The sequence below is a fragment of the Streptomyces sp. APSN-46.1 genome (assembly GCF_022815725.1).
Lineage (GTDB): Bacteria > Actinomycetota > Actinomycetes > Streptomycetales > Streptomycetaceae > Streptomyces.
Genome location: NZ_JALGRF010000010.1, coordinates 91,527 through 106,987, shown reverse-complemented (window position 1 = coordinate 106,987; position 15,461 = coordinate 91,527). Strand labels below are relative to the sequence as shown.

The following is a 15,461-nucleotide window of genomic DNA, read 5'->3' as shown; positions in this document are numbered from 1 at the left end:
CCCCGGCCCCGCGGCCCCCCGCCCCGCCCCCGGGCGGCCCGCCCCCCCCGCGCGGGCCCCTCCCGGGGCACGCCGGGGGGGGGGGGGCCCCCCCCCCCCCACCCCGGGACTCCCGACGGTCAGTCCCGCCCGCGCAGCGACCGGTACGTGGCGACCAGCGCCCGCGTCGACGCGTCCAGGCTCTCCACGTGCGAGCCCTCCTTCAGTGCCGGCTCGACCCGCTTGGCGAGGACCTTCCCCAGCTCCACGCCCCATTGGTCGAACGAGTCGATGTTCCACACGGCCCCCTGGACGAACACCTTGTGCTCGTAGAGGGCGATCAGCTGGCCGAGCACCGAGGGCGTCAGCTCGGTGGCCAGGATCGTGGTCGTCGGGTGGTTGCCCTGGAAGGTCTTGTGCGGGACCAGTTCGTCCGCCACGCCCTCCGCACGCACCTCCTCGGCCGTCTTGCCGAAGGCCAGCGCCTGCGTCTGCGCGAAGAAGTTCGCCATCAGCAGGTCGTGCTGGGCCTCCAGCGCCGACGGCAGCTCCCGCACCGGCCGCGCGAACCCGATGAAGTCCGCCGGGATCACCTTCGTCCCCTGGTGGATCAACTGGTAGTACGCGTGCTGCCCGTTGGTGCCCGGGGTGCCCCACACCACCGGCCCGGTCTGCCAGTCCACCCGATTGCCCTGCCGGTCCACGGACTTGCCGTTCGACTCCATGTCCAGCTGCTGCAAGTACGCCGTGAACCGCGAGAGGTAGTGGCTGTACGGCAGCACCGCGTGCGACTGCGCGTCGAAGAACGCCCCGTACCAGATCCCCAACAGGCCCATCAGCAGCGGCGCGTTCTCCTCCGGCGGCGCCGTCCGGAAATGCTGGTCCATCCGCGCGAAGCCGTCCAGCATCTCCCGGAAGGCGTCCGGGCCGATGGCGACCATCAGCGAGAGGCCGATCGCGGAGTCGAAGGAGTAGCGGCCCCCGACCCAGTCCCAGAACTCGAACATGTTGGCCGGATCGATGCCGAACTCGGTGACCTTCTCGGCGTTCGTCGACAGGGCCACGAAGTGCCGTGCCACCGCCGCCCGGTCCCCGCCCAGACCGGCCAGCAGCCACTCCCGCGCCGACGTGGCGTTGGTGATGGTCTCGATCGTCGTGAAGGTCTTCGACGCGATGATGAACAGCGTCTCGGCCGGGTCCATCCCCAGCACCGCTTCGTGCAGGTCCGCGCCGTCCACGTTGGACACGAACCGCAGGGTCAGATCCCGGTCGGTGAAGGCGCGCAGCGCCTCGTACGCCATCGCCGGGCCCAGATCGGAGCCGCCGATGCCGATGTTGACGACGTTCTTGATGCGCTTGCCGGTGAAGCCGGTCCATTCCCCCGACCTGACCTGGCGGGAGAAGGCCGCCATCGTGTCGAGGACCGCGTGGACGGCCGGGACGACGTTCTCGCCGTCCACCTCGACGACCGCGTCCCGCGGCGCGCGCAGGGCGGTGTGCAGGACGGCCCTGTCCTCGGTCGTGTTGATCTTCTCCCCGCGGAACATCGCCTCGCGCAGTTCGGCCACGCCCGTGGCGGAGGCCAGTTCGCGCAGCAGTTCCAACGTCTCGTCCGTCACGAGGTGCTTCGAATAATCGATGTGCAGGTCGCCGACCCGCAGGGTGTAGCCGGTGCCCCGGCCCGGATTCGTCTCGAACAGGTCCCGCAGACGCGTCTGCCCCAGCTCTTCCCGGTGCTTGCCGAGTGCCAGCCACTCGGGAGTCCGGTTGAGCCTCGCACGGCTTTCTGCGTTCATCTCGGACATCAGACCTCTTCCATCCTGTCGTGCCCCGCCGGTCACCAACCTAAGGGATCGGAAGAGGGGCAACGCACACAAAGAGGCCCGGCCCGCAGGAGAGGATTCCTGCGGGCCGGGCCACATGTCACACGCACATTCGGATGTTCAGATCTCACCGCGGAGTTTGGCGAGCGCCTCGGCGAGGATGGCCTCGCCGTCGGCGTCGGTGCGCCGCTCCCGCACGTACGCCAGGTGCGTCTTGTACGGCTCGGTGCGCGGCGGCGCGGGTGGGTTGTCCCGGTCCTGGCCGGCCGGGAACCCGCAGCGCGGGCAGTCCCAGGTGTCGGGCACCTGCGCGTCGCTGGCGAAGCTCGGCTGCGTCTCGTGCCCGTTAGAGCACCAGAAGGAGATGCGCAGGCGGGGCGCGGACTCGCCACGCTCTGCCTCACCCATCGGCCCCGCTCCGACCCGGCTTCCACGGATCGCGTTGCCACTTGCCACGGTCGTAACTCCCTGCGTGATGGTGCCGCGGAGCGTGAGTGGAATTTCCGCTGCGGGCGCCCCAGTCTACGGAAGGCCCAACGCACGTCCAGTGACCGGAGTTACTCGCTCCGGAGTACGGGCGCCGGTCCCCATGATAGGCAGGGGGGAACGGGCCGGACGGCCGGAATGGCCAGAACCGTCAGCTGCCCGACTTCATCAGCAGGCCGAGCGCGACGATGCACGCGAACCAGAACAGGCCGATCACGACGGTGATCCGGTCCAGGTTGCGCTCCGCGACCGAGGAGCCTCCGACGGACGACTGCATACCGCCGCCGAACATGTCGGAGAGGCCGCCGCCCTTGCCCTTGTGCATCAGCACGAGCAGCATCAGCAGGGCGCTGAACACGATCAGGGCGATCGAGAACCCCATAATCACGGCTGATTCCTACTTTCTGGCTTTCTGGCTTTTCGGCTCTGCTGGGATGTGCACGGGGGCCAGTGGCTGGTGGTTCAGCCTCCTGGCCCCCGCAAGGGTACGACGGATCCGTCCTACCGCATACTCACGGCGATCGTCTCTTCGCTCACTGGTCGCGGAAGCGGACGATCTTGACGAACTCGTCCACGTCCAGCGCGGCGCCGCCGACCAGGGCGCCGTCCACGTCGGGCTGGGCCATGATCGCGGCGATGTTGCCGGACTTGACCGAGCCGCCGTACTGGATGCGGACCTTGTCGGCCAGCTCCTGCGAGTAGAGCTCGGCGAGGCGGCCGCGGATCGCCCCGCAGACCTCCTGCGCGTCCTCGGGGGTGGCGACCTCGCCGGTGCCGATCGCCCAGACGGGCTCGTACGCGATCACGATGGACTCGACCTGCTCGGCCGGGATGTCCTTGAGGCCGCCGTCGATCTGCTCCAGCGTGTACGGGACCTGCCGGCCGGCCTTGCGGACGTCCAGGCCCTCGCCGACGCACAGGATCGGGGTGATCCCGTGCCGGTAGGCGGCCTTGACCTTGGCGTTGCAGAGCTCGTCGCTCTCGCCGTGGTACTGGCGGCGCTCGCTGTGGCCGACGGCCACGTACGTGCAGCTCAGCTTGGCCAGCATGGAGCCGGAGATCTCGCCGGTGTAGGCACCGGAGTCGTGCGCCGAGAGGTCCTGGGCGCCGTACTTGATCTTCAGCTTGTCGCCGTCGACCAGGGTCTGGACCGAACGCAGGTCGATGAAGGGCGGCAGCACCGCGACCTCGACGGCGTCGTAGTCCTTGTCGGCCAGGGCGAAGGCGAGCTTCTGGACGTGGGCGATGGCCTCAAGGTGGTTGAGGTTCATCTTCCAGTTGCCCGCCATCAGCGGGGTGCGGGTGCTCATTAAGGGTCAGTCCTCCAGTGCGGCGAGGCCGGGGAGCGTCTTGCCCTCGAGGTATTCGAGGGAGGCGCCGCCACCGGTCGAGATGTGGCCGAAAGCGTTCTCGTCGAAGCCGAGCGTACGTACGGCCGCGGCCGAGTCGCCGCCGCCTACGACGGTGAAGGCGCTGCTGTCGATCAGCGCCTGCGCGATGGCCTTGGTGCCGTTCGCGTAGTCGGGGTGCTCGAAGACGCCGACCGGGCCGTTCCAGAAGACGGTCTCGGCGTCGGCGATCTTCGAGGCGTACAGCTCGCGGGTCATGGGACCGATGTCCAGACCCTCCTTCTCGGCAGGGATCTTGTCCGCGTCGACGGTGACGTACTCGGCCGGGGTCTTGCCCTTGAGGTCGGGGAAGTCCGCGGAAGCCAGGATGTCCACCGGGAGGACCAGCTCGACGCCGTTGGCCTCGGCGCGGGCCATGTACTCCGTGACGACCTCCACCTGGTCCTTCTGGAGCAGGGAGATGCCGACCTCGTAGCCCTTGGCGTAGAGGAAGGTGTACGCCATGCCGCCGCCGATGAGGATGCGGTCGGCCTTGCCGAGCAGCTGGTCGATGACGGCGAGCTTGTCGGAGACCTTGGCCCCGCCGAGGACGACCACGTACGGGCGCTTGACCTCGGCGGTGAGCTTCTTCAGGACGCCGACCTCGGTGGCGATGAGGTAGCCGGCCGCGTGCGGAAGGCGCGCGGGGAGGTCGAAGACCGAGGCGTGCTTGCGGTGGACGGCGCCGAAACCGTCGCCGACGTAGATGTCGGCCAGCTCGGCGAGCTGATCGGCGAAGGCGCCGCGCTCGGCGTCGTCCTTCGCGGTCTCACCGGCGTTGAAGCGCAGGTTCTCGATGACGGCGACCTGGCCGTCGGCGAGGGCCGCGACGGTGGCCCTGGCGGAGGATCCGACGGTGTCGGTCGCGAAGGCGACGTCCTGGCCGAGCAGTTCGCCCAGCCGCTTGGCGGCGGGCGCCAGCGAGAAGGCCGGGTCCGGCTCGCCCTTGGGGCGGCCCAGGTGCGAGGCGACGATCACGCGGGCGCCGGCCTCGGCGAGCTTCGCGATGGTCGGCTGGACGGCGCGGATGCGGCCGTCGTCGGTGATGGTGGCGCCGGCGAGCGGCACGTTGAGGTCGGCGCGGACGAACACCCGCTTGCCTGAGACACCTTCGGCGAGAAGTTCGTCGATGGTCTTCATGCTGTTCTACTCCTTATACCGGTCCGGGGCTGATACCCGCGTGCCGGGCCAGGTCGGACGAGGCAAGCAACAGGGCCCGTGCGGCGCTTCGTCGCGCTGCCCGGACCCTGTGCTCACATCGTGCTGCCTTGCCCGAGGGACTTGTTAGAGCTGGCCGCCGACGAAGACGGTGAGGTCGACGAGACGGTTGGAGTAGCCCCACTCGTTGTCGTACCAGCCGACGACCTTGACCTGGTTGCCCTGAGCCATGGTCAGGGAGGAGTCGAAGGTGCAGGAGGCCGGCCAGTTCACGATGTCGGAAGAGACGATCGCGTCCTCGGTGTAGTCGAGGATGCCCTTGAGCTGGCCCTCGGCGGCCTTCTGGAAGGCGGCGTTGATCTCGTCCTTGGAGACCTCGCGGTCGAGCTCCAGGACCAGGTCGGTGACCGACCCGGTCGGGACCGGGACGCGCATCGCGATGCCGTCCAGCTTGCCCTTGAGCTGCGGGAGGACCAGCGCGGTGGCCTTGGCGGCACCCGTCGAGGTCGGGATGATGTTCTCGGCGGCGGCGCGGGCGCGGCGCAGGTCCGAGTGCGGGAAGTCCAGGATGCGCTGGTCGTTCGTGTACGCGTGGACCGTCGTCATCATGCCCTTGACGATGCCGAAGTTCTCGTCGAGGACCTTGGCCATCGGCGCCACGCAGTTGGTGGTGCAGGAGGCGTTGGAGATGACGTGGTGCTTGGCCGCGTCGTACTTGTCCTGGTTGACGCCCATCACGATCGTGATGTCCTCGTCCTTGGCCGGAGCCGAGATGAGGACCTTCTTCGCGCCGGCGGCGATGTGCTTGGCGGCGTCGGCCTTCTTGGTGAAGATGCCGGTCGACTCGATGACGATGTCGGCGCCCAGCTCGCCCCAGGGGAGCTTCGCGGGGTCGCGCTCGGCGTACGTCTTGAAGGTCTGGCCGCCGACGGTGATGCTGTCGTCGGTGTGGGAGACCTCGGCCTTGAGGCGGCCCAGGATGGTGTCGTACTTGAGCAGGTGCACCAGGGTGGCGTTGTCAGTCAGGTCGTTGACACCGACGATCTCGATGTCCGCTCCCTGCTCCAGGAGCGCCCGGAAGTAGTTGCGGCCAATTCGGCCAAAACCGTTGATACCTACGCGGATCGTCACGAACCGATCTCCTCGTATGTGCGCCGGTAAGTGCGCCGGCGAGCTGTATGGGATGTCCCCGACCGCTTACGACCCTACCTCTCCGTGAGCTTGGGAGTGACATCGGCCGGGGCCTGACACTCCCCCCGCTTGGCGGGGGGATCCCCGGCTGTCCTGTACCAATGGCGCCGGCACAGGACGCCGGGGACCTTCGCCCTCGTCACCCACGGTGAGCGGTGACGGGGCCGCCGATCAACGATTCAGCGAACGGAGCGCCTTACCGACGAGTACGGCTCGATCGGCCGCGGCCGGCAGGTGTTCCAGGCCGAACCCGAGGAGCACCGTGTTACCCGTAGTGATGGACGCGTAGGACGTGAACAGTTCCCCGGAGCGAGACCAGTCGCCGGGAACCTCGGGGCTTCCGGCGGGTGCGCCCTGGGCCGACCAGCCGCCCAGCGAGCTCTCGAAGCCCTCCGCGGCCTGGTCGGCGCCGCCCACGGACAGCCGCGCCTCGTCCGCGAAGACCCCGCGACCGCCCGAGCCGGGGTCGGTGATGGAGGACAGGGCGAGTTCCACCTTCTTGCCGGCGTACGCGCTCAGGTCGAAGGAGACCTGCTTCCAGCCGCCGGAGGAGCCGGTGAAGCTGTTCCACGCGCCGCTGCTGCCCTTCGGGGTGCAGCCGCCGGCGTCGAGCGTGAGGTAGCGGCGCAGGAACGGGTGGCCGTTCATGAAGAACCCGGCCGCGCACTCCTCGGGGACGGTCGGGCTGCTCAGGCCGCCCGCCTCGGGCAGCGTGGTCCAGTCGTCGGCGCCCGCCGTGTGCGCCTCCAGGGCGGCGTGGTCGTAGCCCTCCTCGATGTTCCAGTTGAGGGCCATCTTCAGCTGCGGCTTGTCGGCGGCGGTGACCCCGGTCAGGTCGATCGTGCGGACCAGCCGCTTCCAGTCGTTGTCGTCATGGGTGGCCGAGGCCATCCCGGTGCCGGCGAAGGGGGCGTACGGATTCACGACCCCGGCGTACTGGCCCGCCTGCGCGCTCTTGAACTGCGGGAACTGCGCCGCGGCGAGGGTGTCGGAGGTCGCGGTGTAGGCGCCGGGGGCGTCGAGCGGGTTGCCCGCCGCGTCGCCGAGGCCGCCCTTGGCCCCGGCCAGGGTGCCCGCGCCGGTGAAGCCGGTGGCGCCGCTGACGCTCGTACGGCTGTAGGCGCCGAGGTAGTACTGGCTGAAGTCGTTGGTCACGGCGCGGCCGACCTGGGCGTTGCCGCCGGCCAGCTCACCGGCCTCGATCAGCTTGCCGCCCTCGTTGAGGAAGTCCCGTAGCGCGAGCTGGGTGTCGCCGCCGGGGGTCTTGGCGCCCGTGGAGTGGACGGCCGTACGGAAGTGGGAGAGCACGCCGAGGTGGTGCGGGGCGCCCTGGGTGGCGACGTCCCAGACCGCCGCGGACCTGCCGTTGGCGCGCAGGGCGTCCACGTACGTCTGGGCGTGCTGGGCCTTGGCACCCTCCTCGGCGATCACCAGCACGTCCGCACGCGGCCGCTGGGCCACCGTGTAGGTGAAGTGTTCGCTGGAGACCTGCCGGCCGGAGCGGTCGCGGCCGGTGAACCACACCTCGACCTTGTCGCCCGGCCTGGCGCCGTCCACCTTCGCGCGGTACTCGTCGAACCAGTTGTTGTCCTCGCCGCCGTAGACGTCGCCGCCCTTCCAGGCCTTGAGCCCGTCGTCGTGCGTGCGGCCGCCGTTGATACGGAACTTCAGCTGCTTGTCCCGGAGCGCCTTGCGGGCGGTCACGGAGACGGTCTGGTCCTCACCGCGGGCCACGTAGGAGGTGGTGAAGGGGTCCAGGGTGAAGTCCGCGGCGCTCAGGCCCACGGAGGACACCGGCCGGTCCGGGCGCGCGGCGCTCTCGCCGACGGACAGCGCGAAGGCGATGTTCTTGGCGAACTCCGCCTGGATGAGTTTCTCGTCGTCCGGGAAGTTGAAGCCGGAGGCGCAGTCCTCGGGTTTCCACCGGTCGTCCGGGTCGATCGCGGAGGCCGTCCGGCAGGTGGTCATCTCCGGGGTGAACATCATGATGCCGTTGGCGTTGGAGGCGTGGCCGTCGGCCTCGCCGTTGGTGGTGTAGAGCTCGGAGGACACCTGCGGGTAGTAGCCGGGGACGGCGGGGTGCTCCGGGGTACCGGCGAGCGCCTTGTAGGCCACGTCGTCCGGGGTCGGGGTGGCCACCTGCCAGCCCACGCCGTAGAGCAGCAGTTCGGCCGCGGAGTGGTAGTTGATGGCGTACGTGAAGCCGATGCGCTTCTCGAACGCGTCGAGGGCGACGGTCTCGGGCTCGGAGGACGCCGTGGGGCCCCGGTAGGTCTCGCTCGACGGGCTGGGGGAGGAACCCTCGTTGTCGTAGCCCCACTTGTAGGCGAAGTTGCGGTTGAGGTCCACGCCGTCGCCGGCGGTGATCTTGCCGTCGCCGTTGTTGTCGTGCAGGTTCTTGCGCCACAGCCGCTCGCCGTCGGGGGCGTGCGTGTAGTCGTACCCGTCCGGGTTGGCGGTGAGCAGGAACCACAGCTCGGTGGAGTCCACCAGCTGGGTGATCCGCTGGTCCTTGCCGTAGTTGTCCAGGGTGTGGTGCATCAGCCGCCGGGTCATCTCGGGGGTGATCCACTCGCGGGCGTGCTGGTTGGACATGTACAGCACGGACGGCTTGTCGCCGTCGGGGGTCTTCTTCGCGTTCTTGGTGACCTTGAGGGCGAGGATGTCCTTGCCCTGCACGGTCTTGCCGATGGAGACGACCTTGGTGAGGCCGGGGTTCTCCTGGGCGGTCCGGAGGATCTCCTCCTGGAGGCCGCCCTTCCCGCTGTACGGGCGGAAGACCCCGTCGCCGGCGGCCTCCGAACGGGCCGAGGCTTTGGCGGGAACCTTTCGCTCGGCGAGCTTGACGCCCTGGGCGGCGAGGTCCTTGGCCTGGCCACCCGTGAGGAAGAGTTCGACCTTGGCGGTCCCGGACTCCGGGGCGCGCTCGGAGAGTTCGTGGGCGTCCTGGCCGGCGGCGAGGACGAGCGGGACCTGTTCACGGGTGATGTCGGCGTCGTAGACCCGTACCTCGTCGGCGTCGGACGCGGTACCGGACGATGGCTGGGCCCCGGCCGCGACGGGAAGCGCGGCCAGTGTGGTTCCGAAGACGAGTGCGCTTGCGGCGAGGATCGATCTCGCGCGGTGCCTCATATGCCCCCCTGGGCGTCGTCAGTGCCACCAAAGCGTTCGCACGACAGGCTCACGATCAGTCCATGCCCATGTCAATGGGGCATGCCGAAAGGGGCCCGCGCGATCACTCGCACGGGCCCCTTCCCAGCGGTACGGCGCTCCGCGGCTAGCCGGCCATGTTGTCGGCCAGCTCCTCGCTGAGGTCGAGGTTCGACTCGGTACCGGGGATGCCGAGGTCCTGGGCCCGCTTGTCGGCCATCGCCAGCAGCCGGCGGATCCGGCCCGCGACCGCGTCCTTGGTCAGCGGCGGGTCGGCGAGCGCGCCGAGTTCCTCCAAGGAGGCCTGCTTGTGCTCCATGCGCAGCCGGCCGGCCGCCGCGAGGTGCTCGGGGACCTCCTCACCGAGGATCTCCAGGGCACGCTGGACGCGGGCTCCGGCGGCCACCGCCGCGCGTGCCGAGCGACGCAGATTGGCGTCGTCGAAGTTGGCCAGGCGGTTGGCGGTGGCGCGGACCTCGCGCCGCATCCGCCGCTCCTCCCACGCCAGCACCGACTCGTGCGCGCCGAGCCGGGTCAGCAGGGCGCCGATCGCGTCGCCGTCGCGGACCACGACCCGGTCCACACCGCGCACCTCGCGCGCCTTGGCGGCGATGGAGAGCCGACGGGCGGCGCCCACCAGGGCCAGGGCGGCCTCCGGACCGGGGCAGGTGACCTCCAGCGAGGAGGACCGGCCCGGCTCGGTGAGCGAACCGTGGGCCAGGAAGGCGCCGCGCCAGGCGGCCTCCGCGTCGCAGGTGGCCCCGGAGACCACCTGCGGGGGAAGACCTCGGATCGGACGGCCGCGGCCGTCCACGAGCCCCGTCTGGCGCGCCAGCTGGTCACCGCCCGCCACGACGCGGACGACGTACCGGCTGCCGCGGCGCAGTCCGCCGGGCGCCATGACCACCAGGTCGGAGGAGTGGCCGAAGATCTCCAGGATGTCCTTGCGCAGGCGTCTGGCCGCGATCCCCGTATCCAGCTCCGCCTCGATGACGATGCGGCCGCTCACCAGGTGCAGCCCGCCCGCGAAACGAAGAATCGCCGAGACCTCAGCCTTCCTGCAGCAGGTCCGGGTGACGGGGAGGCGGGAAATCTCATCCTTCACCGCGGGCGTCATCGCCATGGGCCGATCCTTCCATGCATCCGAAAAATACGGTCGTACGCGGCGGCCAGCAGCTCCGGATCATGCTTCGGACTGCCGTCCTGCCCGGCCACCGGCGCCAGCTCGACCGCCGCACCGAACCGTTTCGCGGCATCGGCGAGGGACTCGCGGTCGGGCACGGCGGCCTCGTCGGCCAGCACCACGTCGAGGGCGAGTTTAGGGGCGTGTCGGGCCAAAACCTCCAAATGACGCTGCGGAGAGAAGCCCTCTGTTTCGCCGGGCTGCGGAGCGAGGTTCAGCGAGAGCACCCGCCGGGCCTTCGTCTCGATCAGCGCGTCGAGCAGTTCCGGCACCAGCAGGTGCGGGATGACGGAGGAGAACCAGGACCCTGGACCGAGTACCACCCAGTCGGCGTCCAGGACGGCCGCGACGGCCTCCGGCACGGCCGGCGGGTTGCCGGGCACGACCTGTACGGAGAGCACCTCGCCGGGGGTGAGGGCCACCGTGGCCTGCCCCCGTACGGTGTCCACGTCCTCCGGGCGCGCCGGATCGTGGCCCTTGACCAGGGCCTGGAGCTCCAGCGGCACGGCGGACATGGGCAGCACCCGGCCCTGCGCGCCGAGCAGCCTGCCGACCAGGTCGAGGGCCTGGACGGGGTCCCCGAGCTGCTCCCACAGGGCGACGATCAGCAGATTTCCGACCGCGTGCTCGTGCAGGTCGCCGGCCGACTGGAAGCGGTGCTGGATGACGCGGGCCCAGGTCTGGCCCCAGTCGTCGTCCCCGCACAGCGCGGCCAGTGCCTTGCGCAGGTCGCCGGGCGGGAGCACGCCGAGCTCCTCGCGGAGCCGGCCGCTGGAGCCGCCGTCGTCGGCGACGGTGACCACCGCGGTGAGCTCACCGGTGATCCTGCGCAGGGCGGTGAGGGAGGCCGAGAGGCCCTGCCCGCCGCCGAGCGCCACGACCTTGGGTGCCGCGCCGCGGCGGCGGCCGGTGCGGCCGCCGCCGTCGTCGCCCCGGCCTGTGGTGAGCCGACGCAAGCGGCGCAGCCGCAGGCTCCGTCCGGTCACTCTCGCCCCATGTCCCGGTGGACCACGACGGTCTCGACCCCCTCGGAGGCGAGGCGGGCGGCGAGCTTCTCGGACATGGCCACACTGCGGTGCTTGCCGCCGGTGCAGCCGACCGCGATGGTCACGTACCGCTTGCCCTCGCGGCGGTAGCCGGTGGCGATGAGCTGGAGCAGTTCGGTGTAGCGATCGAGGAACTCCTTGGCGCCGGGCTGGCTGAAGACGTAGCCCGACACCTCCGGGTTCAGCCCGGTGAAGGGGCGCAGCTCGGGAACCCAGTGGGGGTTGGGGATGAAGCGGCAGTCGACGACGAGGTCGGCGTCGACGGGCAGGCCGTACTTGTAGCCGAAGGACATGACGGTGGCCCGCAGCTCGGGCTCCTCGTCGCCCGCGAACTGGGCGTCCATCTTGGCACGCAGCTCGTGCACGTTGAGGCTGGAGGTGTCGATCACCAGGTCGGCGTCACCGCGCAGCTCGCGCAGCAGGTCGCGCTCGGCGGCGATGCCGTCGACGATGCGGCCCTCGCCCTGGAGCGGGTGCGGGCGGCGGACCGACTCGAAGCGGCGCACCAGCGCGTCCTCGGAGGACTCCAGGAAGACGATGCGCCGGGTGACCCCGCGGGCCTCCAGGTCGGCGAGGGACTCGCGCAGCGCGTCGAAGAACTGGCGGCCGCGCACATCGACGACGACGGCGATGCGCGCCACGTTGCCCTGGGAGCGGGCGCCCAGCTCCACCATGGTGGGAATCAGGGCCGGCGGAAGGTTGTCGACGACGAACCAGCCGAGGTCCTCCAGGCACTTCGCCGCCGTACTGCGGCCGGCTCCGGACATACCGGAGATGATCACCAGCTCGGGGATGGCTGCCTCGGCGGCCTCGCCGGGCTCCACTGTCGTGCCCGTACTCACCTGTGCTCCGTCTCGGTCGTGCGCGGCTTCTCGGTCGTGCGCGGCTTCTCGGTCGTGCGCGGTGTCTCGGTCGTGCGCGGTCTCGTGCTCGGTCATTGCTCGGTCCCCCGTTCGAACGATGTTCCCGCATGCGCGGGCGTCTCATCCTCAATGATCTCTCCTGTCGCCGTGTTGACGGCAGGGCCGGCGGGGACCGCCCGGGCGAGGGCCGCGGCCACGGTCTCGGCCGTCTTGCGGCCTATCCCCGGGACCTCGCAGATCTGGTCGATTGTCGCCTGTCTCAGCTTCTTCACCGAACCGAAATGCTTGATCAGGGCCTGCTTGCGGCTCTCGCCGAGGCCGGGCACCTCGTCCAGCGGGCCGGACTTCAGCCGTTTGCCGCGCTTGTTGCGCTGGTACTGGATGGCGAACCGGTGGGCTTCGTCACGTACGCGCTGGAGCAGGTAGAGGCCCTCGCTGGTGCGGGGCAGCACGACCGGGTCGTCATCGCCGGGCAGCCAGACTTCCTCCAGCCGCTTGGCCAGGCCGCACACGGCCACGTCATCGACCCCGAGCTCCTCCAGGGCCCGCTTGGCGGCGGCGACCTGCGGCTGACCGCCGTCGACCACGACGAGCTGCGGCGGGTACGCGAACCGCCTGGGCCGCCCGTCCTCCTCCACCGGGTCCTCCCCGTCCCCGGGGGACCACTCCCCGGTCTTCAGCTTCTCCTGGAGGTAGCGCCTGAAGCGCCGGGAGACCACCTCGTGCATGGAGCGGACGTCGTCCTGCCCGGGATGCGATCTGATCTGGAAGCGCCGGTACTCGCTCTTGCGCGCCAGCCCGTCCTCGAAGACGACCATGGAGGCCACGACGTCGTCACCCTGGAGGTGGGAGATGTCGAAGCACTCGATGCGCAGCGGGGCGCTGTCCAGCTCCAGCGCCTCGGCGATCTCCTCCAGGGCCCGGGAGCGGGTGGTGAGGTCGCTGGCGCGCTTGGTCTTGTGCAGGGCGAGGGACTGCTGCGCGTTGCGGTGGACGGTCTCCATGAGGGACTTCTTGTCGCCGCGCTGCGGAATCCGCAGGCTGACGAGGGCGCCGCGCCGCTCGGCGAGCCACTGGCTCAGCGCCTGCGCGTCGTCGGGGAGCGCCGGGACCAGTACCTCCTTGGGGACCGCCTCGCCCTTCTCCTCCCCGTACAGCTGCTGGAGGGCGTGCTCGACGAGGCCGGCCGTATCCACGGCCTCGACCTTGTCGGTGACCCAGCCGCGCTGGCCGCGGACCCGGCCGCCGCGCACGTGGAAGATCTGCACGGCGGCTTCGAGCTCGTCCTCGGCGACCGCGATCAGATCGGCGTCGGTGGCGTCGGCGAGCACGACGGCGTTCTTCTCCATGGCGCGGCGCAGCGCCCCTATGTCGTCGCGCAGCCGGGCGGCCTTCTCGTACTCCATCTCCTCGGCCGCCTCGTGCATCTCCTTCTCCAGCCGGGAGAGGTAGGTGCCGGTGCGGCCGGCCATGAAGTCGCAGAAGTCCTCGGCCAGTTCGCGGTGCTCCTCGGGGGTGACGCGGCCGACGCAGGGCGCGGAGCACTTGCCGATGTAGCCGAGCAGGCAGGGCCGGCCGATCTGCGCGGAACGCTTGAACACGCCCGCGGAGCAGGTCCGTACCGGGAACACCCGGAGCATCAGGTCAACGGTCTCGCGGATCGCCCAGGCGTGCCCGTACGGACCGAAGTAGCGCACGCCCTTCCTCTTGGGCCCCCGCATGACCTGGACGCGCGGGAACTCCTCATTCATGGTCACGGCGAGGGAGGGGTAGCTCTTGTCGTCCCGGTACTTGACGTTGAACCGGGGGTCGAACTCCTTGATCCAGGAGTATTCGAGCTGGAGCGCCTCGACCTCGGTGGAGACCACGGTCCACTCGACGGAGGCGGCCGTGGTCACCATCGTGGCGGTACGGGGGTGCAGGCTCGCCACGTCCTGGAAGTAGTTGGCCAGGCGCTGGCGCAGGCTCTTGGCCTTCCCGACGTAGATCACCCGGCGGTGCTCGTCGCGGAACCTGTAGACGCCCGGGGAGTCAGGAATCTGGCCCGGCTCGGGGCGATAGCTGGAAGGGTCGGCCATGCCTTCCACCCTACTGGCGAGGACCGACAACGAACCGTACCCCTCGACCCCGACGCCGGGGCCTGCCCTCAAACGCCGGCAGGCTGAAAATCAGCCTCGCCGGCGTTTGAGGCGCGGGGTCTGGGGCGGAGCCCCTGGGGGTACCTCCCAGCGGTAGCTGGGGGAGGAACGGTGAAAGGGCGGGTCGGGGACAGCTCCGCGCAGCGGGACCGACTACGACGGGGGGCGCGTGCAGCTCGCCGCCCGCCGGGAGCGTAGGTCAGGCCTCCACGCGGCCCCGGCGTGACCTCCGTACGGCGGCGGTCACCCCGAGCGCCACCGCACCGGCGGCCATCACCGGCACACCGAGCCCCGCCGCAGGCGGCACGGCGGCGCCGGAAGTCACCGGCACACCCTGCTCCGCCGCAGCCGGCACGGTGGTCTCGTCGCTGAAGCCGCCCGCCTCGCCGGCCTTGGCGTAGGCCGAGCCGGGGAGCTTGTCCCCGTACGCCTTCACCACCCGCGCCCGGTACGCGACAAGGCTGGTCCCGTCGCCCACGGCTCGTATGGCGTCCTCGTCCAACGGCAGGACCCGCCCGCCCTCGGCCACGTACCACGCGTCGATCTGCGGCTCCCGGAACACCACCCCGCCGGGAAGTTTCGCCGCGCCGAGCTGCGCGTAGCGGAACTCGTCATCGCCGGTCGCGATGTTCACGACCTGCCAGCCCGCCCCGGTCTCGGCGGTCCACAGCGCCGCGCGCTGCCCGTCGGAGGAGACCGCCTCGCTGGCGAGGAACTCCAGCCGGGCGACCGGGGCCCCGGCCTTCCCCGCCACGAAGTCCGGCGAGAGGTAGTGCACCGGTATCGCCTCGCCCGCCACCCGCGGCCGCGCGGCGGTCGCGGAGACCTTGCCCTCACGGGCGAAGAACCGGGAGAGCGTGGCCAGGGTCTCGGGGGCGGCGGCCGCCCGCGCGGCCTCCGCCCTGTCCTCGGCGGTGGCGGACCGCGGCCCGGGCACGGGGGCCGCGGTGGCGGCGACGGCCGGCGGGGCCAGCACGATGACGGCGGTGGCGACGGTGGCGACGCTGGCGGCGGCCGCGGCGAGCACCGCGGCGGCGGAAGCGGGCGTCCTCATGG

At 70.6% G+C, this 15,461-nt stretch carries 12 protein-coding genes; all 12 read right to left on the bottom strand.

The window, feature by feature from the left end:
• Positions 1-119: 119 nt before the first annotated feature.
• Positions 120-1,775: a glucose-6-phosphate isomerase gene (gene pgi, locus MTF65_RS23550; protein ID WP_243631013.1), complete on the bottom strand. Its 1,656-nt coding sequence runs from the start codon at positions 1,773-1,775 to the stop codon at positions 120-122.
• A gap of 147 nt (positions 1,776-1,922) precedes the next feature.
• The gene (locus MTF65_RS23545; protein WP_007263454.1) at positions 1,923-2,258 is read right to left on the bottom strand and encodes an RNA polymerase-binding protein RbpA; all 336 of its coding nucleotides are present in this window, start codon (positions 2,256-2,258) and stop codon (positions 1,923-1,925) included.
• Between the two features lie 181 nt (positions 2,259-2,439).
• The gene (secG, locus tag MTF65_RS23540; protein ID WP_243631012.1) at positions 2,440-2,670 is read right to left on the bottom strand and encodes a preprotein translocase subunit SecG; all 231 of its coding nucleotides are present in this window, start codon (positions 2,668-2,670) and stop codon (positions 2,440-2,442) included.
• A gap of 151 nt (positions 2,671-2,821) precedes the next feature.
• On the bottom strand, positions 2,822-3,598 hold the full coding sequence (tpiA, locus tag MTF65_RS23535) for a triose-phosphate isomerase (RefSeq protein ID WP_243630902.1): 777 nt from the start codon (positions 3,596-3,598) through the stop codon (positions 2,822-2,824).
• Between the two features lie 6 nt (positions 3,599-3,604).
• Entirely contained in the window at positions 3,605-4,816 is a 1,212-nt protein-coding gene (locus MTF65_RS23530; protein WP_243630901.1) for a phosphoglycerate kinase, read from the bottom strand.
• A gap of 144 nt (positions 4,817-4,960) precedes the next feature.
• Entirely contained in the window at positions 4,961-5,965 is a 1,005-nt protein-coding gene (gene gap / locus MTF65_RS23525; RefSeq protein ID WP_243630900.1) for a type I glyceraldehyde-3-phosphate dehydrogenase, read from the bottom strand.
• Between the two features lie 231 nt (positions 5,966-6,196).
• A complete protein-coding gene (locus tag MTF65_RS23520; RefSeq protein WP_243630899.1) occupies positions 6,197-9,157 on the bottom strand; it encodes a M14 family metallopeptidase in 2,961 nt (986 codons plus the stop codon).
• 145 nt (positions 9,158-9,302) lie between these two features.
• Positions 9,303-10,298: a DNA-binding protein WhiA gene (gene whiA / locus MTF65_RS23515; RefSeq protein ID WP_037792880.1), complete on the bottom strand. Its 996-nt coding sequence runs from the start codon at positions 10,296-10,298 to the stop codon at positions 9,303-9,305.
• A complete protein-coding gene (gene yvcK / locus MTF65_RS23510; RefSeq protein ID WP_374207286.1) occupies positions 10,289-11,344 on the bottom strand; it encodes a uridine diphosphate-N-acetylglucosamine-binding protein YvcK in 1,056 nt (351 codons plus the stop codon). Before yvcK ends, whiA begins: the two co-directional genes overlap by 10 nt.
• Positions 11,341-12,342, bottom strand: a complete 1,002-nt coding sequence (gene rapZ, locus MTF65_RS23505) for an RNase adapter RapZ (RefSeq protein ID WP_243630898.1) — start codon at positions 12,340-12,342, stop codon at positions 11,341-11,343. Before rapZ ends, yvcK begins: the two co-directional genes overlap by 4 nt.
• Positions 12,339-14,345 (bottom strand): excinuclease ABC subunit UvrC, encoded by a 2,007-nt coding sequence (uvrC, locus tag MTF65_RS23500; RefSeq protein WP_243630897.1) that lies wholly within the window; start codon positions 14,343-14,345, stop codon positions 12,339-12,341. The genes rapZ and uvrC overlap by 4 nt, the downstream gene beginning before the upstream one ends.
• A 259-nt stretch (positions 14,346-14,604) precedes the next feature.
• Positions 14,605-15,459, bottom strand: a complete 855-nt coding sequence (locus tag MTF65_RS23495; RefSeq protein ID WP_243631010.1) for a hypothetical protein — start codon at positions 15,457-15,459, stop codon at positions 14,605-14,607.
• Positions 15,460-15,461: the final 2 nt, after the last annotated feature.

What these genes read in the sequence shown, in the direction of transcription:
- pgi (WP_243631013.1), bottom strand. Translation starts at nt 1,775, where the DNA reads ATGAACGCAGAAAGCCGTGCGAGGCTCAACCGGACTCCCGAGTGGCTG.
- secG (WP_243631012.1), bottom strand. Translation starts at nt 2,670, where the DNA reads ATGGGGTTCTCGATCGCCCTGATCGTGTTCAGCGCCCTGCTGATGCTG.
- tpiA (WP_243630902.1), bottom strand. Translation starts at nt 3,598, where the DNA reads ATGAGCACCCGCACCCCGCTGATGGCGGGCAACTGGAAGATGAACCTC.
- MTF65_RS23530 (WP_243630901.1), bottom strand. Translation starts at nt 4,816, where the DNA reads ATGAAGACCATCGACGAACTTCTCGCCGAAGGTGTCTCAGGCAAGCGG.
- MTF65_RS23520 (WP_243630899.1), bottom strand. Translation starts at nt 9,157, where the DNA reads ATGAGGCACCGCGCGAGATCGATCCTCGCCGCAAGCGCACTCGTCTTC.
- whiA (WP_037792880.1), bottom strand. Translation starts at nt 10,298, where the DNA reads ATGGCGATGACGCCCGCGGTGAAGGATGAGATTTCCCGCCTCCCCGTC.
- rapZ (WP_243630898.1), bottom strand. Translation starts at nt 12,342, where the DNA reads ATGACCGAGCACGAGACCGCGCACGACCGAGACACCGCGCACGACCGA.
- uvrC (WP_243630897.1), bottom strand. Translation starts at nt 14,345, where the DNA reads ATGGCCGACCCTTCCAGCTATCGCCCCGAGCCGGGCCAGATTCCTGAC.
- MTF65_RS23495 (WP_243631010.1), bottom strand. Translation starts at nt 15,459, where the DNA reads ATGAGGACGCCCGCTTCCGCCGCCGCGGTGCTCGCCGCGGCCGCCGCC.